This is a genomic window from Neokomagataea anthophila (assembly GCF_018122595.1).
GTDB classification, from domain to species: domain Bacteria; phylum Pseudomonadota; class Alphaproteobacteria; order Acetobacterales; family Acetobacteraceae; genus Gluconobacter; species Gluconobacter anthophilus.
The window spans coordinates 296576-321182 of the sequence record NZ_JAGRQH010000002.1; the positions used below are offsets into that span (position 1 = coordinate 296576).

21 protein-coding genes are annotated in these 24607 nt (G+C 53.0%); 5 read left to right on the forward strand and 16 right to left on the reverse strand.

The features are described 5' to 3' along the window. Window positions 1-56 precede the first annotated feature (56 nt). Entirely contained in the window at window positions 57-887 is an 831-nt protein-coding gene (locus KB213_RS04250) for a lipid-binding SYLF domain-containing protein (RefSeq protein ID WP_211680774.1), read from the forward strand. A 198-nt stretch (window positions 888-1085) separates the two neighbouring features. On the opposite strand, the gene KB213_RS04255 is transcribed toward KB213_RS04250, so the two are convergent. The 12 genes from KB213_RS04255 to KB213_RS04310 form a co-directional block, all read right to left on the reverse strand. Beyond that, window positions 1086-3971 carry a TonB-dependent receptor plug domain-containing protein gene (locus KB213_RS04255; RefSeq protein WP_211680775.1) on the reverse strand — a complete coding sequence of 962 codons (2886 nt, stop codon included), beginning with the start codon at window positions 3969-3971 and terminating at the stop codon, window positions 1086-1088. 383 nt (window positions 3972-4354) lie between these two features. Then, window positions 4355-5383 carry an endolytic transglycosylase MltG gene (gene mltG, locus KB213_RS04260; protein ID WP_408903720.1) on the reverse strand — a complete coding sequence of 343 codons (1029 nt, stop codon included), beginning with the start codon at window positions 5381-5383 and terminating at the stop codon, window positions 4355-4357. Between the two features lie 90 nt (window positions 5384-5473). Next, on the reverse strand, window positions 5474-6757 hold the full coding sequence (gene fabF, locus KB213_RS04265) for a beta-ketoacyl-ACP synthase II (RefSeq protein ID WP_068170663.1): 1284 nt from the start codon (window positions 6755-6757) through the stop codon (window positions 5474-5476). A gap of 158 nt (window positions 6758-6915) precedes the next feature. Then, entirely contained in the window at window positions 6916-7155 is a 240-nt protein-coding gene (locus tag KB213_RS04270) for an acyl carrier protein (RefSeq protein ID WP_068170659.1), read from the reverse strand. Window positions 7156-7426: 271 nt separating this feature from the next. Beyond that, window positions 7427-8167, reverse strand: a complete 741-nt coding sequence (gene fabG / locus KB213_RS04275; RefSeq protein ID WP_211680776.1) for a 3-oxoacyl-[acyl-carrier-protein] reductase — start codon at window positions 8165-8167, stop codon at window positions 7427-7429. 12 nt (window positions 8168-8179) lie between these two features. Continuing rightward, window positions 8180-9124, reverse strand: coding sequence for an ACP S-malonyltransferase (gene fabD / locus KB213_RS04280; protein ID WP_211680777.1), 945 nt, complete (start codon window positions 9122-9124; stop codon window positions 8180-8182). 77 nt (window positions 9125-9201) lie between these two features. After that, window positions 9202-9939 (reverse strand): hypothetical protein, encoded by a 738-nt coding sequence (locus KB213_RS04285; RefSeq protein ID WP_211680778.1) that lies wholly within the window; start codon window positions 9937-9939, stop codon window positions 9202-9204. 8 nt (window positions 9940-9947) lie between these two features. Continuing rightward, window positions 9948-10829, reverse strand: coding sequence for a class I SAM-dependent methyltransferase (locus KB213_RS04290; protein WP_249110213.1), 882 nt, complete (start codon window positions 10827-10829; stop codon window positions 9948-9950). Between the two features lie 63 nt (window positions 10830-10892). After that, window positions 10893-11624, reverse strand: coding sequence for a glycine betaine ABC transporter substrate-binding protein (locus KB213_RS04295; protein ID WP_211680779.1), 732 nt, complete (start codon window positions 11622-11624; stop codon window positions 10893-10895). 90 nt (window positions 11625-11714) lie between these two features. Further along, a complete protein-coding gene (locus KB213_RS04300; protein WP_211680780.1) occupies window positions 11715-13805 on the reverse strand; it encodes a M13 family metallopeptidase in 2091 nt (696 codons plus the stop codon). A gap of 104 nt (window positions 13806-13909) precedes the next feature. Next, window positions 13910-14551: a Dabb family protein gene (locus tag KB213_RS04305; RefSeq protein WP_211680781.1), complete on the reverse strand. Its 642-nt coding sequence runs from the start codon at window positions 14549-14551 to the stop codon at window positions 13910-13912. Window positions 14552-14641: 90 nt separating this feature from the next. After that, entirely contained in the window at window positions 14642-15466 is an 825-nt protein-coding gene (locus KB213_RS04310) for an acyl-ACP desaturase (RefSeq protein WP_211680782.1), read from the reverse strand. 150 nt (window positions 15467-15616) lie between these two features. Between KB213_RS04310 and bioB the strand changes: the two genes are divergently transcribed. From bioB to KB213_RS04330, 4 genes are all read left to right on the forward strand, one after another. Next, a complete protein-coding gene (gene bioB / locus KB213_RS04315) occupies window positions 15617-16669 on the forward strand; it encodes a biotin synthase BioB (RefSeq protein WP_211680951.1) in 1053 nt (350 codons plus the stop codon). After that, window positions 16666-17952: an Hsp70 family protein gene (locus KB213_RS04320; RefSeq protein WP_211680952.1), complete on the forward strand. Its 1287-nt coding sequence runs from the start codon at window positions 16666-16668 to the stop codon at window positions 17950-17952. The genes bioB and KB213_RS04320 overlap by 4 nt, the downstream gene beginning before the upstream one ends. A 127-nt stretch (window positions 17953-18079) precedes the next feature. Next, the gene (locus tag KB213_RS04325; protein ID WP_211680783.1) at window positions 18080-19009 is read left to right on the forward strand and encodes an ABC transporter ATP-binding protein; all 930 of its coding nucleotides are present in this window, start codon (window positions 18080-18082) and stop codon (window positions 19007-19009) included. Between the two features lies 1 nt (window position 19010). Next, a complete protein-coding gene (locus KB213_RS04330; protein ID WP_211680784.1) occupies window positions 19011-20312 on the forward strand; it encodes an ABC transporter permease in 1302 nt (433 codons plus the stop codon). A gap of 181 nt (window positions 20313-20493) precedes the next feature. Here the strand turns inward: KB213_RS04330 and KB213_RS04335 are convergent, their stop codons facing one another. From KB213_RS04335 to KB213_RS04350, 4 genes are read right to left on the reverse strand one after another with little or no spacing between them, the layout of a single operon-like run. Further along, a complete protein-coding gene (locus tag KB213_RS04335; RefSeq protein WP_211680785.1) occupies window positions 20494-22083 on the reverse strand; it encodes a Na+/H+ antiporter in 1590 nt (529 codons plus the stop codon). 44 nt (window positions 22084-22127) lie between these two features. Then, window positions 22128-22907, reverse strand: coding sequence for a hypothetical protein (locus tag KB213_RS04340; RefSeq protein WP_211680786.1), 780 nt, complete (start codon window positions 22905-22907; stop codon window positions 22128-22130). Then, window positions 22904-23860 carry an MlaD family protein gene (locus KB213_RS04345; RefSeq protein ID WP_211680787.1) on the reverse strand — a complete coding sequence of 319 codons (957 nt, stop codon included), beginning with the start codon at window positions 23858-23860 and terminating at the stop codon, window positions 22904-22906. Before KB213_RS04345 ends, KB213_RS04340 begins: the two co-directional genes overlap by 4 nt. Then, window positions 23860-24606, reverse strand: a complete 747-nt coding sequence (locus KB213_RS04350) for an ABC transporter ATP-binding protein (RefSeq protein ID WP_211680788.1) — start codon at window positions 24604-24606, stop codon at window positions 23860-23862. The genes KB213_RS04345 and KB213_RS04350 overlap by 1 nt, the downstream gene beginning before the upstream one ends. Window position 24607: the final 1 nt, after the last annotated feature.

Below are 24607 nucleotides of genomic sequence, written 5' to 3' on the forward strand. Positions count from 1 at the left end.
TTCTTACAACATCATGCCAAACAACTGAACAAATCTGAATTCAACAGGTGACTTCCATGACACGCTCCGGCCTTCTGCGCGCCCTTCTTCTCACAGCTGCCCCCCTTGCAATCACCGCATGCTCTGGCACCACACAAACGACGGCCACTGAACAGCAACTCACCATCGACCGAGCCACTCTTGCCGTACAAGACCTCTTTAGCGGCACAACCCCTCAGTCTCGCTCACAGCAGCTTCTGTCCCAAGCTAAAGCCGTCATGGTCTGCCCTTCTGTCCTGAATATGTCCTTCGGCATTGGTGGTTCTGGCGGGCGCTGCGTCCTCCTCACCCGCGATGCACGCGGCTCATGGTCTGACCCTGCTTTTTACCGCCTCAGCACAGGTTCTTTGGGCATACAGGTCGGTATCCAAAGTTCAGAAATGATGTTCTTTGTGATGTCACAACACGGCATCCAAGCCCTGCTGGATAGCCAGTTCAAGTTTGACGCCTCAGCCTCAGCATCCTTCGCCACAATCGGTACGGGTGCAGAAGCCAGTACCGCAGGCGCACGCAACACCGATATTTATGCCGCACAAAAGAACCAAGGTTTGTACGCAGGCGCAGCCTTGGGCGGCTCTAAGCTCACGGTCGATAGCGGTGCAAATCGTGCCTATTATAACCAAACCGTTGGCCCAGAAGACATCGTCATTACCATGCGGGTCAATAATACTGCGGCTGATCCACTACGCCGTGCTCTCATGAACGTGGCACAAACACCCGTTGCCGCCACAGCACGTGCCACAACAGCCACCGTACAAGACACACTCAATGACGGCACCAGCGCCTATAACAGCACCGTCAATAACGCCCGCAACATCCAGAGCCAAAGCCTCTCACCACTGAAATAAAACAAGGCCCCATCCACTCCGTGCGGCTCCAACTCGGGTAACCAACCACACAACAAATACGAGCGTGACTATAAACGGGAGCCTCCCTCAAGGCTCCGTCAAAGCACAAAAAAAACGGGAAAGAGGAACAAACCTCTTTCCCGTTTTTTATAACCAGACGGATGGAGCGCCAAACGCCCCATCACACCCTCATGCGCCTTAGAGGCTCAAACCAGCCTGCAAGAACATGTAACGCCCTGGGTAAAACCCACCATAGACGGCGCCAACACTATTATCCGTGCCACTGGCAACGAAAGGTGGCTTCTTGTTCGTGATATTCTGAATACCACCGGAGAACGTCCAACGATCAAGATGATAAGAAGCACTCAGATCCTGCTGGATCATCATTGGCGTCTTATAACGACCAGAGCTTGCTGCATCAGCCCACTGTGTTGAATCATTCCAACGCATACCACCTGTGAATTGCAGCATATAATTCACCGTCAAAGCGCCATGGGTCCAACCCAGCGTCGTGTAGTTACGAACACGCGGGTTACCAGAGCCATTCGTGTACAACAGCGCGCCTGTGAAATCACTAAATGCACCACCTGGTACAAACTGCTGCTTGTAGTTCAACAGATATTGGAAGTTGTTCGACACAGACACAATGTCACGACTTGTAATGTGGTGACGGTAATCAAAGTCAAAGTCGACACCGCTCGTATGTAGCGCGCCTAAATTTTCATAATAAGCTGATACAGACCGAATTTGCCCATCACCTGACCGTTCTATTTGAGAGCAAAGAGATGGATCGCTACCATTAAAACAATTATTCAAAATATACTGTGTTTTTTTGGTATCAATCATGTGACTAATTGAATAATTCCAAAACTCAGCCGAAAGTAATAAACCTGACAACCAGCGAGGCGTAATAACTGCTCCAAAAGTATAAGCACGCCCCTCCTCGGGATGAAGACCACCCCTACTGCCACTAACCGTCGGTATTTGTCCCGTACCTGCCTGCGTGAAACTCTTCGTGTTAATACCCTGACGAGCACAATTCATAACTACGACAGAAGACATAACTCCATACGTATTCACCTGATTCATATCACATGGATCATTAGCCGTATTATACGAAATACTTTGTCCACCATACTGTTCATAAACATTAGGTTGCCTGACAGACGTCCCTAGCGTACCACGAAAACGTATGTCGCTCACTGGCGACCAACTCACAGCCCCTTTCCAAATTTTAGCGACCCCAAGATTACTGCTATAGCCAGACACCCGCCCTTGACCATCAACCGTCAAATCTTTTGCCATAAAAGCATTATGCAATAACGTTAACTGTCCTTCGAGATACCCTTCTGCCACATGATAACCGCCACCTGTCGCATGCACCGTGTTGGTCAAGCTCTGCCCACTTTGGATCAAAGCATCAGGCACATTGCTTAACTGTTCGCCACGGTGCTCCATCCCCATGGCCAAACCAAGCGCACCGCCATTAGCCCACGGCATATAAACAACATTATTGTTATGGAAACGCAGGTTCCAGTCACGCAGCAAATATACGGAGTTCGTATTCACATTTGCATTTGCATAAGCCGCAGCCTGCGGGGAGAGAGCCTTGAACGGAGAAGAGCACCCCAAGCTTGGGCAAACAGACGGATCATACGCCAACGCACTGCCTGAATTACCCGGCGTCACCTGACGCAGGCCGTAAGCATTCAACAAATTGGCATAAGAACCAATGTTCAGCGTCTTCGCATTCGTGCGGTTCGCCCCATAGGTGTATGACGCATCATACTGCCAGCCATACGCCACATCACCATTCACACCGAACTTAGATGTCACCGTGTCAGATGCTGTTTCTGAACGCCGATCACCAAATTCCGTCAAACGACGAACAATGCTCACATCCTTACCAAACGTGTTGCGCGGGTCATTTGCTGGAACCATCAGAACAGACGGCAAAGTGCTTAATGGAACAGCACCATTAAAAGGCTCTGCAGCCATAAACGTGGAGCTTGTACGATGCGAATACAGAACATTCGCATACACATTGAAATGACGATTAATTTCGTAATGAATATCACCCGACAGATTGGAGCTTTGCAACTGATTTATCAGGCTTTGATGCTGCCCATACGGGTAACGATAAGTGCCATTCCACTTACCCAACACCGAACCATTTGGCGCCACACCAACATTAACGCCACTGCCGCGCACACGAGCAATATCGGAATAACCCGAACCAAACACATTAGCGCTGGCCCCACCTGGTGAGTTCGTCAACTGTACAGGGTTCGCCCATGCCCGGTCCCGCTGCATCACGCCACCTTGCGTCATGTAGGAGCCGAAGAGCGTCAGGTTGCCCTTATCATGGTCAAAATTCCAACCTTTATAGCCAGAAATCAAACCCGTCTGGTTGTCACCATGACCCGTAATCCCACCACGCACCGTGATGTTCGCATCATTCAAGTCATGACGCAGCTTAATGTTAATAACACCAGAGACAGCATCAGCACCATATAGCTCTGAACCACCATCCTTCAGGATTTCGATGCTCGCAATCTGCTGCACCGGGATAGCATTCATATCAATGCAACTGCTGCTACCATTCATAGAAGCACGCTTACCATCAATAAGTACCAAAACACGCTTGCTGCCCAGATTACGCAAATCAGTACACGCGACACCGCCTGTACCATTGGTCTGGGAGTTCGTCGTACCGCTAGAACCGACGGAAGGCAGACGAGACAAGAAGTCATTCAGCGTTGTCGCACCGGTCTGCTGAATTTGCTTGGAGGTTACAATCTGCACAGGGTTAGCACTGACATTGCGTGATGATGCCAAGGCGGACCCCGTTACCACCAAGCGCTCATCCTTCCCTGCCGCAGCTTCCACTGCCGTGGGGCGCAATACAGTGTGACGAGCAGAAATTACAGCCGGTGCCGTAATGTTGTTATGCTCGACTGGCTTTGTATCACCATGAGGATGCACTGCGTCATGAGACGAAGCGGCATAAACAGGCACAACAGTCAAAGCGCTACTGGCTAAGATGGAGGCGCACAAAAGCTGGCGTGTAACAGAAGACGACATTCGTTTTCCCAAAGCATCTATGTGATTGCTCACTGTTATCCGCACTTCTCCAGTCATTTTCCATACGCATTGCAGCTATGCTCTCAGCAAGCACCTAACCTGTGGCCGCTACGACACAACTCATTGATATAAAAGAAAATATTTCAAATTTTATCCTCTCTATAGTTTATAAAATATATTTATATATCAAATACTTAAATCATATTTCATATTCCATGCCGCCATCGAGAAAAATAGAAGAAACACTTTGATACAATTATTTTAAAAAAAAATTATAGCGTTTTGAAATGCTACTTTCCGTATTTTTCACATAGTTGAAAAAATAAACATGTAAGAATCGGAATAAGGATCAAAAAACATCGAACAAAAAATACGCCGAGAGACTAATTTCCATCTCTCAAATGCTGTACATTTCGGTTGTGTTCATCAAGCGTCTCCGCAAAACGATGACCGCCATGCCCATTCGCCACAAAATAAAGCGCCTTGCTAGTTGCGGGGTGAGCCGCAGCCTCTAAAGAAGTCAAACTCGGGGAACAAATTGGACCAGGCGGCAAGCCCGCATGCAGATAAGTGTTATACGGCCCATCCGTCAGCAAATCATCATGCTCTAACGGTCGGCTTAACACCCCCATCCCTTCACTCACCCCATAGATCACACTCGGATCTGTCTGTAAGCGCATCCCTAACTGCAAACGATTAAGAAACACACGCGCTACTAAGGGACGCTCAGAAGGTTCTGCTGTCTCCCGCTCAATCAGGGAAGCTAAAATCAACAACTCCTGCGGCGACCGTATCACACCATCAAGCGCAGCAACGTCTCTCCCCGCCCAAACATGCTGTAAACGCTCATCCATGAGGTGACTCAAACGAACAACAACAGCAGAACGTGGTGTGCCTAACGGCAAAGCTAGCGTCTCAGGGAATAATTGCCCCTCTGATAAAGGAGGGGTATCGCCCGTCAAAAAAGAGGCCTGTTGCAGAAGCACTTCCATACGCTTCACCGTCAACCCTTCTGGGACGGTGACCATATGCTCAACCGGATGGCCGTGCCGCAAAATTGTGAGAATATGGGCGACAGAAACACGCGCTGGAAACGCAAATTCCGCAGAGTGCACAGGGCCATCAGCACGCGTTACCAACGTAGCAACACGAAAAAATAACCTTGATGACCATGTCGGAGAGAGAACACCAGCACCCTGCAACGTTGCAGAAACCTGGCCAATACCACCATGCGGAACAACAACAACATGCGCTTCAGGCGATGGACCGGGGTCCGTATAATGCCCATAGCCTGCAACCGCCGAAGCCATCAGGGTAAAAGGTAGTGCCAACCACGCTAGTTTGCGCCCAAAACCGGGCGGCAAACTTAAACGTGGAGGGGATTCATCCTCAACCTCTGCGCCCTCAGGCACAGGCGGTTGAAAATCATCAGCCGCATGCTTCTCAGCATCGGCTGTATCTGATGTTACGGGCGTTTGATGATCACGCACCGTATCGCCCTTTTAGCCTTCAAACCGCTTCAGGATAATGCTGGCATTCGTGCCGCCAAAACCAAAGCTGTTTGACAGCGCAACATTGATCTTACGTTGCTGCGCCTCATGCGCCACACGATCAATCACGCTTTCACGTGCAGGGTTATCGAGGTTCAATGTTGGCGGTGCAACATTGTCACGAATGGCCTGCAAGCAAAAAATAGCTTCCACAGCACCCGCCGCACCAAGCAAATGCCCAATAGCGGACTTCGTGGAGGACATCGCCAGATTCTTAGCGTGGTCACCAAAGAAGCGCTCAACCGCATCCAACTCAAGGTCATCCGCCATTGTGGATGTACCATGTGCATTCACGTAATCGATCTGGCTCGCATCCAAACCGCTATTACGCAGAGCAGCCTTCATGGCGCGGAATGCACCCTCATGACCTTCTGCTGGTGATGTAATGTGATGTGCATCGCCCGACAGGCCATAACCACCAATTTCACCGTAAATCTTAGCGCCACGTGCCTTTGCGTGTTCCAGTTCTTCCAGAACAACAACACCAGCACCTTCACCCATGACAAAGCCATCACGGTCTTTATCCCAAGGGCGAGACGCCTTCTCCGGCGCATCATTCGAACCTGTAGAAAGCGCACGTGCAGAGCTAAACCCAGCAATACCCAATGAGCAGATAGCAGCTTCCGCGCCACCAGCAACCATCACATCCGCATCACCGTAATGGATTAAACGTGCGGCATCACCAATAGCATGAACACCCGTCGCACATGCTGTAACCGCAGCATGGTTCGGCCCCTTAAAGCCATAACGGATAGAAAGATGGCCAGACACCAGATTGATCAAGGATGCTGGGATAAAGAACGGAGACAAACGGCGAGCCTTACCGCTCGCTACGGTCAACGCACCATCATAAATCGTCTGCAAGCCACCAATACCAGAGCCGATCATCACGCCAGTCGCGCAACGGTCTTCTTCGCTCTCTGGTGTCCAGCCAGAATCCTGCACAGCCTGAATAGCAGCTGCCAAGCCGAGATGGATAAAGCGATCCATCTTCTTTTGGTCTTTAACGGCAACCCAGTCAGAAAGCGTCAAACCGCCTTCTGCTGTCGGCCCAACCGGCACTTCACCAGCGACCTGCGCTGGCAATTCAGAGGGGTCAAAATGCGTGATACGTCCAATGCCAGACTGCCCCGCGAGCAGACGTTTCCACGTCGCTTCAGCGCCAACAGCCAGCGGACTCACCACACCGATTCCGGTTACGACGATGCGCCGTCCGTTAGTTGCACTGCCGTTCATCGATGCCCCTCGTTATGCTGGTAAATTCGTCTTCAAACTGCACCCGCGTGCCTGAAGCACCATATATAGCACTTCAAACACGGTGCAGACAGAAGGTTTGCCGGCCCAAATTGGCAACACAGCACAACCCCCTGCGTATCGCATCAGGCAAAAAAGCCTTAAGCAGCCTTTTGCTTTTCGATGTAGTCGATCGCATCCTTAACGGTGCCGATCTTCTCAGCAGCGTCTTCAGGAATCTCAACAGAAAAAGCTTCTTCGAAAGCCATAACCAGCTCAACCGTGTCGAGGCTGTCTGCACCCAGATCGTCAATGAAAGACGCGTCTGACGTGACTTTGCTTTCTTCAACGCCGAGATGTTCTACGACGATCTTCTTCACCTTATCAGCGATATCGCTCATTGTGTCCGTTCCTTGTTGCCCATCCGGGCGTTGTATCAACTCTTTGCTACAGCCTTCTGCGCGTCCTGCCAAACAAAACACACAGAGCCTGCACACCGCCCGAAGCGACGTTAACCCCGGGCTGAACGACTGTCCGCCTGAAAAGGGGAGGTCCTCTCCCAACAGGCTGACCCAAAACAGACCGGGCAAAGCAGCGCGCGCATTAGCACGCTTTGCCCCTTGGGCCAAGCTTCTGTCAGAATCTGCCCCATTTCAGAGCATGACAAACCGTTTAAACCATCGACATACCGCCGTTAACGTGCAGCGTTGAACCAGTGACCCAGCCCGCTTCATTTGATGCCAGATAGACAACAGCCGATGCAATATCATCCGGTGCGCCCATACGGCCCAATGGGATGGACCCCACCATTTTTTCACGCAGGCTGTCAGACAAAACATCCGTCATCGGTGTTTCAATGAAGCCCGGCGCAACCACGTTTACCGTAACGCCACGTGGCCCTGCTTCTTGAGCGAGAGACTTGCTCATACCAACCATACCAGCCTTCGCAGCCGCATAATTGGCCTGCCCCGCATTCCCCGTCGTACCGACGATGGAAGCAATCGAAATAATACGACCCGCACGACGGCGCAGCATGCCCTTCAGTGCCGCACGCGCCAGACGGAACGGGCTCTCCAGATCAACTGTCATGACCTGTGACCAATCGCTATCCTTCATACGGATTGCCAGTTGGTCACGCGTCAAACCCGCATTGTTTACCAAAATATCCAACGGTGCACCGGCAACCTCTTCTGCCTTACCCACCAGAGCATCTGCATCCGCTGGGTCCGAAAGGTTCGCAACAGCAATATGCGCGCGCTCAGCCAAAGACTGCGCCAGTTCCGTCAATACTGCTTCACGCGTGCCGCTCAAAACAACCGTAGCACCCTGTGCATGCAGCTTACGTGCGATTGCCGCACCAATACCACCCGTTGCGCCTGTAATAAGCGCGACCTTACCTGTCAGTGAAAACATAATCTTAAATCCTTAAAGAGCTTTGAGCAGTGCTTCGAGTTCCGCTGGTGTACCAGCGTTATCTGCTTTGAGGTCTGGGGCAATGCGTCGCGCAAGACCACAAAGCACCTTGCCCGCACCCAACTCATGCATGTTCGTAATGCCCATTTCAGCGAAAGACTGAACCGTCTCACGCCAGCGCACCGTCCCCGTCACCTGACGCACCAACAGGTCACGGATCGTTGCAGCATCCGTGACCTTCGCTGCTGTGACATTCGCCACTACAGGAATACGCGGCGCGTTCAGCGTAGCGCCCGCCAGAGCTTCTTCCATCTCGCGCGCCGCAGGGGCCATCAGAGAAGAGTGAAATGGCGCAGAGACCGGAAGCTTCACAGCGCGCTTAATGCCCTTTTCTTTAGCCAGCGCAATGGCCCGGTCCACAGCCGCCATCTTACCAGAAACGACGATCTGGCCACCGCCATTATCATTCGCAATTTCCAGCGTTTCTCCCTGAGCTGCCTCAGCACAAATTTCTTGCGCCAACGCGGCTTCAACACCGAGAAGAGCAGCCATTCCGCCCTCACCTGCCGGAACAGCACGCTGCATGGCCTGCCCGCGCAAACGCAACAAACGCGCACCATCCGCAATGCCCAACGTACCGGCTGCTGCTAAAGCGGAATATTCACCCAAAGAATGCCCCGCAACCAACGCAGCCTTATCTGCCAAGGCAAAACCACCCTCAGCTTCCAACGCACGTACCGTTGCTAAAGACACCGCGAAAAGCGCTGGCTGCGTGTTCTCGGTACGGGTGAGCTCATCAGCATCACCCTCAAACATCAAACGTGAAAGATGCTCACCCAATGCATCGTCCACTTCCTGGAAAACGGCGCGTGCTATTGGGAAGGCATCATACAGCGCCTGCCCCATACCAACGGACTGACTGCCCTGACCGGGAAAGACAAAAGCGTGAACGGACATCAAAACCCCTTTGTGGCGTACCTAAAATGCTTCTGTGGTGATGCTGCTTCACGGCGCTTCTGTCAAATCTCGTCATCTTAACGAGACGTTTTTTCCTGCTCGAAATAGGTCCGCGCATCCCCCGGAGCCAGAACCCGCACCCAACGCACAGGTTGACTGGCCTGAAACAGCACATCCCGTGCAAAGTCTTGCGGTTTAAAAGTGTAGAGATAAGGTGTAGCGCCCCCATTTTCGACCAGAAGACGCACCACACCGCCCTGCACCATTTCCAAGCGGGACCGAGGCGCCACCGCAACCTGTATTTTATGCGCATCCGGCATGAGGACTGCTAGGATAACCCCTGTCAAATCCTCCACACAGTCATTCACCTGCACCAACCACTGCCGCGCGTCATCATCCGTAAAACGGGTCGCGTCTGGCGGAGTAAGCTGCAAGGAAATATGATTATAGACCGTCTTGTCCGAGGATTTTGTTTGCAACACAGACGGATTTTGCACACGCAAAACTTCAGTAATCGGGAAATGCATTTCCCGGTCCTCACCACTATAGAGCGGAATATCGCCTTGCGCGGCATGAATAACGATACCTGCGCTGGATGGGAAACCATGATCCGGCATGGTTTCCCCCACAAATACCAAACTCAAACCATGCCGCGCTCGCTCTGGAATTTTTTGGAACCGGTCATACACCCGCACCATACGCTGATACGTCGTCACTTGGTAAACACGCTGGCCTGACACTTCAATCGTATCATCCGCAGAAGCTGTTCCTGCCCCCAAACAGCATCCCAAAGCAACCGCCAACCAACGTTTCATTGCAGCCTCTATGACATTTTTTGTAACACAATCAAAACATGCGGCAAGCGACTGGGATTGTCCATATATTCCACCAAGCGAAACAAATCCCCCCATGCTTTCAAGACATAATTCCGCGGGATAATCGCTTCACCATAATGCGCTTGCGGCAAAGGTGGTTTCGCCGAGGCTGCATGCAAAAAATGCCCCGCATCAAACGCCGCATTCGCACGCGCTTCATCCGTAAAACTATCCGCACAAGCTTCGTGCCAAGGGTGCTCCAACCGCATCCCAGATGCTCGACGCAACCTCTGCTCAGCACAAAATGCCAAAAAGCGACGGCTTTGCGTTGTAATCACCGCAATACCACCCGGCTTCAACACCCGATGAATTTCACGCATCCACTGATCTGCAAAAAACTCGCTCACATGCGCAAAATAAGACCATGACGTCACAACATCGACGCTGCCGGATGCCAAAGGAACAGCTGGCGCAAACCCGTTATGGAAAAACGTAAGACAAGGATTAGCCCGTCGTGCCGCCATTAAAAAACGATCGGTTTGCTCAACGCCAAACAAAGCCTCTGGGCGAATATCCTTCATGAATAACCGCGCCATCCGCCCCCAGCCACACCCAACATCTAAAAGCGTTGTGTCAGAACGAATGGGGCGCCCAGCATAAGCGCAATACGCTTTAATTTCACGATAGAAGACATGCGCTTCATGCAGAGATACTTCATGCGCGTGCCCATGAATTTCACGCTGCACCCCCTCAGGAGGGTACGGCGGAAACATAACGCCCCTCTGCTCTGGGGTGTGCAAAGAACTCAAAAGAACCTGCAACCATTCGTCATCACGGACGGAACCAAAAGCCTGAAATATGGCGTCCGTGGTTTCAGAATGGTTCATCATTGCACCATCTTGTGAGGGAATAACGATTCTTTAACGACATTCCCCCATCATGAGAAGGGCTGATCAGGCATCCCGTGGGATCAACCGCCCACGCTGCCAAGACTCTGCTGCTTCCTCTGGGTCTTGCTCTTCAACCCCGATGGCATAATCCAATGCACTCATCACCTTGTTGCCCAACATCATTTCAGACAACTCATCGATCAGATCACTATCCGCACGTGCCGCCGCCGGTCCGGTCAAAATCATCCGCGCAGATAATTCACCGCCCAATAACTCCTCAGGATCATCAACCAACGTAACGATATTGCTGTGGAAAACAGCATGAGGCTGCATAGCGGCGACCAGAACCTTCTCACCATTGGCCTTGGCTTTTTCCAAACGTCCCAAAAGGGCCGCTTCTCCCACCACTTCCAGCGGCAAGGATGATAGAGCAGGCAAACGCTTCAAAGCACCATCCAGTGCGTCCCGCGCCTCTTCCGTCACCAGCAAACGCTCCACATGCGCAGCGCTCAACGTATTAACCGCGCCCAATGCGCTCAGAGCAGCAAATGTCGCACGTGGTTGATACAAATTCCCGATGACCCGCGCACCCGCTGGGACAATCCCCTCATCACGCGGGAACCACGCAGAGACCAGCAAATCAACTTCACCGCTCTCTAATGTTTCTGAAATATCATCCGGATCAAGATCCAGGAAATCGACCTCCACATCATGCGCTTCCAACACACGCGCTACCGCGCTCGCGCATCCTGCATGAAGTGCCGTGTACAAATGGCCGATGATCATCTGGGTCATGGGGTCCGTCCGCAAAGATGGGGCCCCAGACTTCCAAAAACACCGGGGCACGCTGCGTCGATAAGCCGCGCGCCCCGTTTTGTCACGCCCTTACCAGATTTTTACGCGCTGATCCGGGGTCAAATACAGCTTGTCACCTGCTTTTACACCGAACGCATCATACCATGCGTCAATGTTATGCGCTGGCATGTTCACACGCGCTTCTGCTGGGGAGTGCTCGTTCGACAGAACCTGACGACGCAGCGAATCCGGCTTATCCTTCTCACGCCAGACCTGCGCCCAACCCAAGAACACACGCTGATCACCGGTCAGGCCATGCTTCTTCTCATCTGGCTTGCCATGCAGCGAGTTATGATAGGCTTGCAGACCAAGGTTCAAACCACCCAGATCGGCAATGTTCTCACCCATCGTCATCTTGCCATTGATGTGCAGACCCGGCAGAGGCTCTTGCGCATCAAACTGCGCACCCAAACGCGCTGCCAGCTTTTCAAACGCTGCTGTAGAAGCTGGGCTCCACCAATCATGCAGACGGCCATGCTCATCATAATGACGGCCCTGATCGTCAAAACCATGGCTCATTTCATGGCCAATCACGCCGCCAATAGCGCCATAATTCACAGCCATATCGCCCTTTGGATCAAAGAACGGCGCCTGTAGAATTGCTGCCGGGAACACGACTTCATTCATCGTCGGGTCATTATACGCGTTAACCGTTTGTGGGGTCATATCCCACTCATCACGGTCAACAGGCTTGTCCAACTTGTTCAGATCACGCTGCCAGCCAAAAGCCGTCGCACGCTCCGCGTTCCCGTAAACGTCGCCCTTGCGGACAACATAGGAGCTGTAATCCCACCACTTCTTCGGGTAACCAACCTGAATCGCAAAGTGGTCAAGCTTCATCAGAGCCGCTTTACGCGTATCTGCATCCATCCACGGATTATTTTCCAAACGCTGATGGAACGCTGCCTTCACTTCCTGCACGAGGCTTTCAATACGAGCCTGCGCTTCTGACGGGAAGTATTTTGCAACGTACAGCTTACCAATCGCGAATCCTAATGCACCATTCGTCGCACCGACAGCGCGTTTCCAACGCGGTGACTGCTGATTAATACCAGACAGAACACGGCCGTTAAAATCAAACGCAGCATCGCCAAAATCATGTGACAACAAACCTGCAGCGTTACCACCCAACCGGAACGCCAACCATGCACGTACCGTGTTATAATCTGCGCCCTTCAGCACAGACGCAATCGCCGCGATACCCTTTGGCTCACGCACGTTGATCACGCGTTGATCCAGCCCTTCCTTCGGCAAACCTGCCGTCAGTAAGAACGTGTCCCAGTCAAAATCAGGCGCAATTGTCTTCAGCTTTTCAACCGTCATTGGGTTATGCGTCTTGATCGTATCACGCGTATCGGCGCGCGGCACCTCAACCTTCGCAATCGCCGTTTCAAGATCAACAACCGCTTGCGCGCTCTTGGCCGGATCAGCCCAGCCTTCCAGCGTCAAAATCTTAGCGATATACGCCTGATAAGCCTTCTTCTTATCCGCCAGCTTCGGGTCAAAATAATAGCTCGTATCAGGCAACCCCAAGCCGCCTGACACCCCGATGCTCATCCCCTGATCAAGTGCCAGTGTGTAACGCTCAGGATTGCTCTCATCTTGCTCAACACCAAACGCGAACGTTGAAAACAACAGAGATTTTACCGCCAAACCGAAAGCTTCTGCCAAGCTTTTGCTGTCCTTAACGCCCTGAATAACCTTCAGGTCATTTTCCAGCGGCTTGGCACCCAGAGCATCAAGGTGTTTTTGGTCCAAATAAGACGCGTAAAACGTCCCAATCTTGCCAATATCGTCACTCGGCACATCCGAAACATGTTTCAACGCATCATTCAGAATAGCCTGCTGACGCGCCAACGTCACTTCAGACAAGATGAAAAACGGGCCAAAACCACCCCTATCACCGGGGATTTTCAGGTTTTTAATGTAGGTCCCATTGGCATAATCAAAGAAATTATTACCTGGCACAACGTGGCGATCCATGCCCGCCTCATCAAAGCCCCAACCATTTTTATAAGGCTGTGCATCCGCTGCATGCGCCACCCCAGCCTGCGCTGCCAACGCAAATGCACTAACACCAACAGAAAGACGTGCTGCACGCCAAAAAGAAAGTCGCGTCATAATCGTGTTCGGCCTCAAACAATGAGTATTCGTTTCATATTGAGACCAAACGCGATAAAACGTCAAAGTGAAACCGGCTCTAGTTTCACTATTTTATCTTAAAATTAGTGCAATGAACGATCATGTTTTCCACTATAATGCACTGCACGCGGCGATGATCGCACCGTCACCCCCACATCATAATCTGCAATCAAAATGTGACGTATCAACGGTCCCGCAAATGCCTTGAAAGCCGCATGCGCTGGATCTGTAAAAGCCGTATCTGGCACAATCGGCGCCCCCACGAAGAAGTTACGGTCTCCTTCTGAGTGGAACGTCAGTGTGAAAATTTGATCAAAAATGCCGCCATTACCGTCATTCTGCGCACCCGTCTCAATACTCTCAATAACCGGGCGCCCATCCGCACGGCGGCTATCTTGCACTAAACGCAAAAACCGTGCCGTTACTTCCGCTTTTTGCTGCTCCGTCACGGCAGTCCTATAGCGCAGCATTACCACATGCCGCACCGTACCGACACGCCAGCCCGGCGCGGTAAATTGTGCATACCCAACTTGTTTCGCTAGTTCTTGCGTCGCCACAATTTGAGGCGGCAAACTCTGAGGCGGCAAAACAATTGGCCCTGAAGAAGCAATCGGCAGAGAATAAGGGTCCACCTGCGCTTCTGCGGGCTGCGCCAAACCAAATGCAACCAGCCCCACAATCGCTGTCAGAACCACTGGTCGCACAACAGATGACATGACGGACATAACAAAGCCTCCAAGACAACACCGCATGGCCTCTGTACCCTCGCACAGAACCACGCACTGCGTCTTGTCATATTATGTCTTAAAACGACTTTAGGCGGCGTTCATTTTACGGGCAAACCCACGCTGCCGCCACCGAATCAAACGGTACATCATGTTTGCCGCCAAACGCTGCCAACGTGAATGCGGCGTAAAACCAATGGTTTTGAAAATCATCGCCGTAACACGGTCAATATGCTTCGGCTGATAATACCCCATCGCCTTCGCCATATACGCCGCAATGCAGTGCTTATGGTCATACGGCTGATCGGATGACATATTCGTCGTGTAGTACGCAGAGGCGAGCTCATCATCCTCACTCTCTGTCACACGGCCAAGCGCAATCTTAGTCCGCTCCCACGTGCTCAGCTTTTCGCGCTGCAAATACCGATTCATATGGTCATAAAACAACTTGAAATGCCGGTACTCATCCGCCGCAATCTGCTTACAAATCGCCTTTAACAGCGGTTCATCCGTACCATCCGCCAGAGCGGTATAAAAAGATGATGTCCCCGTTTCGACCATACAGCGCGCAATCAGCTCTCCCGTGCGTGACCCACGCACAGAGGCATCAACGTCCACATCAATCTTGAAACTCTCACGATACCGCTCAAACGCGGACCAATAATCCCATGAAGAATCTGCCAGCATCGCCCAACGCCCCAAGGCATCCCCATGCTGGATCTCTTCAACGGACCAATTTGCCGCCGCCTGACTAAAATCTGCATCTCCAACGAAGACATGCTGCAAATACGTCGTATAATCGTGGGCATTCCGTTCCACGACTGAAGCCGCCTTCACAAGCGGTATAATATCAGGGTCAACCTTGGAGGGATCGAAGGAATCCCAGTCCATCTGTTCGATACGCCAATGCTTCATTACTCTGCCTTGTCCGTTTTCCGGCTCTTAATCGTGACGATCTGATGACACGACCGGGCGATTTTGGGTAGGTGTGTCTCAACAACGCCGGAGAATGACACTGTGACATTACATAACACCCCTGTTTCGGATACGACTCCTCCGTCCCCAATGCCAGCCCATACCGATGGCCTGCGTCATGACTGGACGAAAGAAGAGGTTGAAGCTCTTATCGCTCTTCCCTTCCCAGAGTTGATGTTCCGCGCACAAGAAACACATCGTCAGCACTTTGATCCCACAAAAGTGCAGATTTCGACGCTACTTTCGATCAAAACCGGCGGTTGCCCGGAAGATTGTGCCTATTGCCCTCAAAGCGCCCGCCACGGAAACGGCGTCAAAGCAGAGCGCCTCATGGCTGTAGAAGCTGTCATGAAAGAAGCCCGCGCGGCTAAGGCTGCTGGTGCAGGCCGATTCTGCATGGGTGCTGCATGGCGTTCCCCAAAAGAGCGGGACATGGAACAAGTCTGCGCCATGATTGAGGGCGTAAAATCTTTAGGTCTCGAAACCTGCGTCACGTTAGGCATGCTGGATTCGGACCAAACCTCCCGCCTCAAAGAGGCCGGTCTGGATTATTACAACCACAACCTTGATACGTCCGAAGAGTTTTACGGCGCGATCATCACCACCCGCAGCTATCAAGAACGCCTCGATACGCTCGCCAATGTGCGTGACGCCGGGATCAACGTCTGCTGTGGCGGTATCGTCGGCATGGGTGAAGACCTGTCAGACCGCGCAAGCCTCCTTATGACGCTTGCAAACCTGCCAAAGCATCCAGAAAGCGTCCCCATCAACCTGCTGGTCCGCGTTGAAGGCACACCTCTCAGCACTGCGGAAGAAGTCGATCCCATCACCTTCATCCGCATCATCGCCGCGGCACGCATCATGATGCCCAAGAGCCATGTCCGCCTTGCGGCTGGCCGTGAAAACATGACGGATGAAGCCCACGCCCTCGCGTTCCTCGCAGGTGCAAACTCCATCTTCTGCGGTGAAAAACTCCTCACCACACCAAACCCCGCAGAACATCGTGACCGCCAGTTGCTCAGCACACTCGGCATGACACCAATGGTGCAGCACGAATCCGAAATGGGCAGCAAGCGCCCCGCCGTACCGGAACATGCCACAGCAGAGCACAACTGCTCTAAGCAAGTGGAGGCAGTCTCCTGACGACGTCATCACCCAAGCCCGTCCGGCTCGGCATTGATTTCGGGACCAGTAATAGTGTGATCGTCCTCGCTACTGAGGACGGCGCACACCCGATACCTTTGCGCTTCGAAACCGGAGAAGAACGCGACACCTGCCGTACCTTACTGTGCCTCTGGCAAGACACAGAGGGCTGTCGCCGCATTATGGCGGAAGCCATCGGACAAGACGCGATTGAGGCCTATTTGGATGACCCATCCGAAAGCCGCCTCATCATGTCCATGAAAAGCTACCTCGCACAGGCATCCTTCCAAGAGACGCGCCTGTTCGGGAAAACCATGCGTTTGGAAGACCTCATCGCGCGCTTCCTACGCATCCTCATGGACAAAGCCGGATACACCCCTGAGCAGACCAGCGTCACCATTGGCCGCCCGGTACGCTTCGCGGGTGAGCGCGCGAATGATGCCCTCGGCATTACGCGCCTTGAAAACAGCTTCATGACGGCGGGCTTCCCCAAACCGCGCATCGTCCCAGAGCCAGAAGGCGCAGGCTGGCGCTTCATGCAGCGCCTTGACCGCCCCGCCACCGTACTCGTCGGTGACTTTGGCGGCGGCACGAGTGACTTCTCCATCATGCGCTTTGACCCCACGCAGGAACAGCGAGTTCAAACACTCGGCCATTCTGGCGTCGGCATCGCTGGAGATCAGTTTGACGCACGCATCATTGAGCATGCCGTCGCTCCCGCTCTTGGACGAAATGCCACTTACAAAGTCATGGGAGGAGCGCCTCTCCCCGTACCGCCAGAGTGGTTCTTGGATCTTGGGCGCTGGCATCGCCTCTCCATGATGCGCACACCGCATACTCTGCGGGCCATTGAAGATGTTGCCAAAACATCTTCCGCACCTGAGGCGCTGCGCCATTTGTACCGGCTGATTGATGACCAAGCGGCTCAAGGTCTGCATCGCGCAGTCAGTGAGGCAAAAGCCGCCCTGTCACACGCGGAGCAGACAACACTGTCTTTCTCCCACGGGCAGTTTACCCTCAATGAAACCATCACCCGTGATGATTTCGAACGCTGGATCACAACAGACCTCACGCGCATGGATGATGCCATTCAGACAGCCTTAACCGAGGCCGGAAACCCAGTGATTGACCGGGTCTTCCTCACGGGTGGCACTTCTTTTGTACCCGCCGTACGCGCACTCTTCACACGCCGCTTCGGTGAAGACAAAATCGATAGTGGCTCCGAGTTTGTCTCAGTTGCCGAGGGCCTCGCCCTTATCGAAGCGAGCCACGCGGCCGCTTAAATTTTTGGGAAGGTTCACCCCTTCCCAAAAATGACCCGATATGGCCAATTCGTTAGAATTCGTTACATTGACAAAACGCTGTATTTTTTGAAGTCTCATCAAATAACACCTGTTATTTGAGGTCATCATGACAGTTCTTGATATAAGAAATGTTTCAAAAAATTTTGGAACTAAACAAGCCGTAAAAGACCTAAATTTTTCTGTAAGTCCCGGTGAAATATTCGGATTCCTCGGCGGCAATGGCGCCGGGAAAACAACATCCCTCCGCATGATTCTCGACATCATTCGGCCCGATACCGGCACCATTGCGCTCTTCGGAAAGCCTGCTCAGAAAGAGCAACATGCCAATATTGGTTTCCTGCCAGAAGAACGCGGCCTCTACCGTAATATGACAGCCCTCGAAACGCTGATCTATTTTGGCCGCCTCAAAAACCTATCCCAACGCGAAGCCCGAACCCGCGCACAAGACATTCTCAAGCGCTTCGGCCTTACCGCTGAAAGCAACAAAAAGGTATCGGACTTCTCCAAAGGCATGGCCCAGAAAGTCCAAATCGGCACGGCTCTTATTCATCAGCCCAAATTGCTCATCCTTGATGAACCCTTCTCAGGGCTAGACCCGATCAATCAAACCTTGCTGGAACATGAAATTACCAACGCCGCACAAAACGGTGCCGCCGTTCTCTTCTCCACCCATATTATGCAACATGCCGAGCGCCTGAGTGACCGCATCCTCATTCTCGCCCGAGGCGAAACACGCTTCCACGGCACCGTGCCAGAAGCTCTCCATCAGATCAGCAACACCATCACCCTAACAACCCGCACAGACCCATCATCCCTGCCCGGCATCATACAAGCAACGCCAGTCATGCAGGAAGACGATGGCTGGAGCCAATGGGCCGTTACCCTCGCCCCCGGTCAAAGCGCTGAAAATATGCTCCTGCACTGCACCCAAAACGCCATCCCACTCAAAGGCTTTGAGCAGCCCAAACCGAGCCTGCATGACGCCTTCATCCACATTGCGGGAGACGCCGCATCATCCTCAGCACAGGCGGCCTAACATGTTCTCACGCACCTCTTTACGGTATATCTGGCTCATCGCCCTACGCGATTTCCAGCAAACCCTGCGCACCAAAAGCTTCTGGCTCACCGTGGTCTTCGTGCCGCTCTTCCCTCTCCTCATGGGAAGCGTCATGCCGCACCTGATCCATGACACCGCACCAGAACAAACCATCATCCTCGACAAAAGCGGCACTGTGGCCTCCACGCTGGAACACGCCATCCGCAAAGATGACCCCACCGTACAGATCACCCCGCCCCCTGCCGCCCTCACCGCAGCAGAACCAGACCACCTAGCATCTCTCTTAAAACCTTATATTTCGCCGGAAAAAAGCGTCCAACATCCGTTTAAAGGCTACATCGTCGCCATCCCGGCTGCCTTTCCACAAGACCCCCATGTCCAAATCTGGGTCAGCCATTCCCCCGGATCCATACTCACCATCATCAAAGCCACATTAGCGCATGATATGCGTATCAAAGGCATGACAGATGCGGGCCTCTCTCCAGAGATCGCCGTACAGATTAATGGTGCCACCCCCAGCATCGGCCTACACCTGCCAGAACACGGCCTCTCCGCTGACATGCTGCGGAATATCGGGCCAACTGCCCTCGCCCTAATGCTGCTCATCTCAACCATCTTCACCACACAATGGCTGTTACAAGCCTTGGTCGAAGAACGGTCAGGCAAGCTTCTCGAAGCTCTGCTTTCTTCCGTCAGCGTTGATCACATCATGCTCGGCAAACTCCTCGCCGCGCTGATGTCTCTGTGCCTTCTTTTTGGTACGTGGATTACAGCCGGCATCAGCTTGCTCACGCATTTCGGCCCTCAATTCGGCGTCGAACCCGCGCCTATCCTCGCTTCACTACTCACACCACGCGTCTTAATCGGCGCACCATTCTTCTTCCTGACCGGCGCAACATTAATGGCCATGATTGCTTTCGCCGTTGGTGTACGCTGTGACACAACGCGCGAAGCACAAGGCATGCTGGCCCCCGTCCTGATGGCCCTCATCCTCCCGGTCGAAATTTTATTGCAATTAACCGTCGCAGGCGTCGCCACGCAGAGCATTTCACAACTCCGCTGGATCCCACTATGGACGCCATTTTTGAACCTCTCACAGCTCAACTCTGCGCCTCTCTGGGAACTCATCGTACAGGGCGGAGAAATGCTGGTCGTCTGCGCCATTCTTGTCCCGCTAATTAACCGCCTCTTCCGCCACTCCATTTTAGACTACAGCGCGGCATCCGGTTGGAAAGGCATGAAAACCGCCCTCCTCCACGCCATAAAAAACCGAGACGCTTAAACTGTCTGGGCGCTCCCCTCTGGTCCCCATGAGGATAAGAGGGGAGCGCCCAATACCATATGCTAAAAGATCACACACTTACGAGCAGACATACTCCCCCCGCCTTCAACCCTTCAAACAAGGCAAGGGCACGCACTCATCCCTCAAAGAGCCTCACCCACCAACCTGCAGCACTACAGCTCTATGGCTCCACTTGGCTTAGTGCAAAAATTTCCTGCATATCCAAAGCATGCTCCATCTCGCGCAATGTGCGATCATGTATCTCTCCAGAGTGATGCAAACGAATAATCTCCTGCCGACCCGCCTGTATCGCCCGCAAGAGGGCCTCATAATGCGCAACCTCTTCTGGACGATACTGCTCTACATCCGCAGCATACTCACGCACAATCTTTGCCCGATACCGATACTGCTCCAGCATCCGCGGATGACGTTCCGTGCCGTCCTCCCGACGTGATGCTTCTTCCACGGCTTTCAACTGGGCATCTGCAACGGCAATCCACGCTTTATTTTCATTCTCACGCATCATGCTCAGCTCTGAATCACCGCTCACCTTTAGCCAATGCACAATTGACCCAAGGGTCGTGCCCTGCACAAGAACAGTCACCAAAATGGAAGCAAAAGCACACATCAGTGCCAGATCATGCCCAGGGAAATTCTCTGGCAAAGACAAAGCTGCCGTCAGCGTGACCACACCACGCATTCCCGCCCAGCCCATAATCGTTGAAACCCCCAAAGAAGGGCGTTCAAAACGTTCAGGCCAGCGCATACGCAAAAGCGTCGTCACACCATCCCACCCATAAAGCCAAACAAAGCGTGAGACGATCATCACCGCCACCATGCCCGCCGTGGGGTAAATGAAGTGGTGCAAAATGTCTTCTGCCCCATGGAAGCGCGTCCACACCCCACGAAGCGATAACCCAATCAAAATAAACAAAACAGATTCCAGCAAAAACACCAGAACCTTCCAAAAAGCCTGTGCCCGAATACGCGTTGCGGCATCAAAATCCGTATGCTGGTGCCACCCTAAAACCAACCCCGCCACAACGGTCGACAGCACACCAGACACATGAAGAACATCTGCCCCAATATAGGCTGCTTCTGCCAGAAGAACCGTTGCCGTGATGATCATATCGCTGTTTTTCAAACGCCGGATAGCAAACCGCCCAATAAACCCAACCGCTAACCCAGCGAGAACACCACCGACTGAAACAGCACAAAACGTCGTTAGAGCTTCTATCGGGCTAAACACACCCGTCAGTGCGGCAACAACCGCAAAGCGAAACAGAACCAACCCTGCTGCGTCATTCAACAAGCTTTCACCTTGCAGGAGAGACGTTAATCGTCCCGGCAACGACAAACGCTCTAAGGCTGCTTCTGCCGCTACGGAATCTGGTGGCGAAACAATCGCTCCCAGTGCAAAGCATGCCGCCAAAGGCAAAGACGGTACTAAAAGATGCGCCGCCCAACCCACAGCGGCCGTCGTGAACACCGTAGCCCCCACGGCCATCAGCAAAATACCTGCCAAATTCTGCCGAAATTCACGCCATGCAGTAAACCATGCGCTACTCATCAAGAGTGGTGGCAAAAACACCAACATCACAAGTTCAGGGTCGAATGTAATGCTTGGCGCCCCGGGTAAGAGAGCAAGGCCAATTCCACCTAAAATAAAGGCCGCAGCAGGCGGCAATTTCAACTTACGAGCTGCCAGCTCCAACACCAGCGTCACCGTTAATAAAAATAAAAAGAACTCGTAGCGTGCCGTGTCTGACATTACCGCCCCCGCATCACCCTATAACTCAATAATCCCCCCTTCATTTAGGGGCCATCACGCCCCGCCGCTGCCTGACTGGCCAAGGAGCGCTGTTTTAAAGAACGCGCCTGCACAACATCACCAGCTTGGCTCGCCGCATCTGCGGCCAAAGACAGCGCATCTCGCATTCCATCATAGTCACGTGCATCCCGCCGCTGCCCCACTAACGCCATTGCCTGCGGCAAAGCAGCACGCCCTTCCCCCTGCAAAAGAGCGTGGCGCACCCGCAGATCAAGACAATCTGCAGCGCTTTGCCCCACCCCTTTAACAGAGCATAAAGCAGAAGCTTCCTGCATCACGACCATTGGCTTCTTCAACAAAAACGCAGCACGCCCAACCAAATAACCAGCACGCACCCGGTCTTCGGCAATACCTGTTTCTTGCGCGCCTCGTGCCGCCGATAAAGCCTGCCCAGCGCGCCCCATTTGCAACAATGCCGCAGCACGCACCAAAGCCAGATCAGCAGACGCGGCTTGTTGTCTCAACAACAAAGCTTCCCCAAGCTGATCCAAAGTTTTTAATGCCAATGCTGGCTTATGCTGCTCAAGCTGTGTTGTCGCTAAATTAAACCCTGCATCATGCAAGGCCGCAATATCATCACGCACAACCGCGCGGCGAAAAGCTTGCTGATATTGCCGCTCTGCTTCTTCAGGATGCCCAAGCTCAAAAGCACTTTTCCCTGTCGACATCGCCGTTTGATACAGCTCATCCGGCAATGGCACGCTGCCTGAATGAGAAGCGCACGCACCGAAACATAAGGCCCCTAAAAGTGTCCAATATCTCATGGCCGTACCGCCTGTGCTGGAAGGCGCTGCTGCCCTTCACCCGTGCTGCCATGCCCCCCTAAAATCCACAAGCCGCGTAGCTGTTCCATCAATTTACGCAATGAATCTGCCGTTGCCTGCGCTTGTACAATCATACCCGGCAATTCGGCCGTCGTATCATTCGCATGACCAATCGTCTGCTGGATTTGTGGCATGCTCTTACGCAGCGCATCCGTCGTGGCTCGTGCATTGGCTAAAGTACGGTTGGCCTGCTGCATCACCCCCCCTAGCTGCCCTTCAATCGGCTTCATGTTCGTCAGCAAAACATGCACGTCATCTAGCATTTGATCCGCACGGCGGAGCGTATCATCCTTGGCAATAAGACCGCCAACACTCCCCTTCCCAGCGCGCAAATCAACCAACATGCCATCAACCTGCGCCGTAATATCACGCACATTGTGCAGCATCGGACCAAGCTGAGCGCGCACTTCATTGACCGTCTGCGCCACAACATCCGCCGGGTTAGGCTCCACTCCTGCCGTCAGCACCGCATAACCCCAATCTAAATCCGCGCCCTGCCCCCGTGTAATCGCGATATAACTCGCCCCCGCCACCACAAAACGATGCCGGATCAAAGCCTGACTATCCTGCCGCACAAAGGCGGCGAATTGCGGTTCTATTTCACCCTCAGCATACATCCGGCCCGTTGCATTCATATCGACACGCCGCACAGAACCAGCACGCACACCCATCACCTCGATATCATCCCCAACGGCTAATCCCGCCACACCGCTTTCGGGCAAAACAAAATGCACAGTGCGCTCAGGGGTCAGCCACTGCTTCAAAACCCCAGCTTCAGCCACCGCAGCGATGAACAATGCGATCGAGATCAGAACAAGCAGGCCAACCCACTCATCCGCATAACGGTTACGATACAAAATTTTCGTATTTTCGGTATGACGCTGGCGAAACATCACGCACCTCGTTTCAAGAAAAGACCATCGTCATGCAGGCGCCAACGCGATGTCGCCTCAATCCGCCCGACACCCGCCGGGAATGCCCCTCGCGTAATCCACACAATCGCTGCCCCCCGGTCACGCGCTTCCGTCAAAGACGATAAAAAGGCCAACAACAGAGACAGTGGCACATCATCCAACGGGTTTTCTAACAATAACAACGCAGGTTCGCCCAAAAAGGCACGGACACAATCCGCACGACAACGATCTAACCCTGATAATTTAGACGGCACACTGACGGGCAAACCGGGCAGACCAAAATGAATACCCAACTCAATCGCGCGCCGCGCTAAAACTTCGGTCGGTACACGTGTATGGTGCATATGCGGCCAGAGGATGTTGAGATCGGTCCCGTGCAGATCAACCCACCCCCCATTAACCACCATACGCCCAATACGCCCACGCAACGCCGCACGCCGCCGCTCATCAAGGCTTTGCCAATCCATCCCCATACAGCGAACATGCCCCGCCGCCAGAGGCAATAATCCAACACATAAATCTGCAAAAAGTGATGCCTGCTGCGCGTCTGGGCACTCAACCAGCACCAAATCCCCCGGGTTCAGACGCAGATTATACCGAACCGCGGCCAAGCCCCCATCCTCAAACCGCGGGCGCGCATCTTGCAGTTCTAAAACAGGGTCCAGCCCAACAGTCCTATGAGCCCGCCCGGTACTTTCATTTTGCGTTGCGTCATTGCGGCTCATC

Coding starts and splice junctions, on each gene's coding strand:
- KB213_RS04345 (WP_211680787.1), bottom strand. CDS start 23,860: ATGTTTCGCCAGCGTCATACCGAAAATACGAAAATTTTGTATCGTAAC.
- KB213_RS04270 (WP_068170659.1), bottom strand. CDS start 7,155: ATGAGCGATATCGCTGATAAGGTGAAGAAGATCGTCGTAGAACATCTC.
- bioB (WP_211680951.1), top strand. CDS start 15,617: ATGCCAGCCCATACCGATGGCCTGCGTCATGACTGGACGAAAGAAGAG.
- KB213_RS04310 (WP_211680782.1), bottom strand. CDS start 15,466: ATGAAGCATTGGCGTATCGAACAGATGGACTGGGATTCCTTCGATCCC.
- KB213_RS04290 (WP_249110213.1), bottom strand. CDS start 10,829: ATGATGAACCATTCTGAAACCACGGACGCCATATTTCAGGCTTTTGGT.
- KB213_RS04305 (WP_211680781.1), bottom strand. CDS start 14,551: ATGTCCGTCATGTCATCTGTTGTGCGACCAGTGGTTCTGACAGCGATT.
- KB213_RS04285 (WP_211680778.1), bottom strand. CDS start 9,939: ATGAAACGTTGGTTGGCGGTTGCTTTGGGATGCTGTTTGGGGGCAGGA.
- fabF (WP_068170663.1), bottom strand. CDS start 6,757: ATGAACGGCAGTGCAACTAACGGACGGCGCATCGTCGTAACCGGAATC.
- fabG (WP_211680776.1), bottom strand. CDS start 8,167: ATGTTTTCACTGACAGGTAAGGTCGCGCTTATTACAGGCGCAACGGGT.
- KB213_RS04330 (WP_211680784.1), top strand. CDS start 19,011: ATGTTCTCACGCACCTCTTTACGGTATATCTGGCTCATCGCCCTACGC.
- KB213_RS04250 (WP_211680774.1), top strand. CDS start 57: ATGACACGCTCCGGCCTTCTGCGCGCCCTTCTTCTCACAGCTGCCCCC.
- KB213_RS04340 (WP_211680786.1), bottom strand. CDS start 22,907: ATGAGATATTGGACACTTTTAGGGGCCTTATGTTTCGGTGCGTGCGCT.
- KB213_RS04255 (WP_211680775.1), bottom strand. CDS start 3,971: ATGTCGTCTTCTGTTACACGCCAGCTTTTGTGCGCCTCCATCTTAGCC.
- KB213_RS04350 (WP_211680788.1), bottom strand. CDS start 24,606: ATGAGCCGCAATGACGCAACGCAAAATGAAAGTACCGGGCGGGCTCAT.
- KB213_RS04295 (WP_211680779.1), bottom strand. CDS start 11,624: ATGACCCAGATGATCATCGGCCATTTGTACACGGCACTTCATGCAGGA.
- fabD (WP_211680777.1), bottom strand. CDS start 9,124: ATGTCCGTTCACGCTTTTGTCTTTCCCGGTCAGGGCAGTCAGTCCGTT.
- KB213_RS04335 (WP_211680785.1), bottom strand. CDS start 22,083: ATGTCAGACACGGCACGCTACGAGTTCTTTTTATTTTTATTAACGGTG.
- KB213_RS04325 (WP_211680783.1), top strand. CDS start 18,080: ATGACAGTTCTTGATATAAGAAATGTTTCAAAAAATTTTGGAACTAAA.
- KB213_RS04300 (WP_211680780.1), bottom strand. CDS start 13,805: ATGACGCGACTTTCTTTTTGGCGTGCAGCACGTCTTTCTGTTGGTGTT.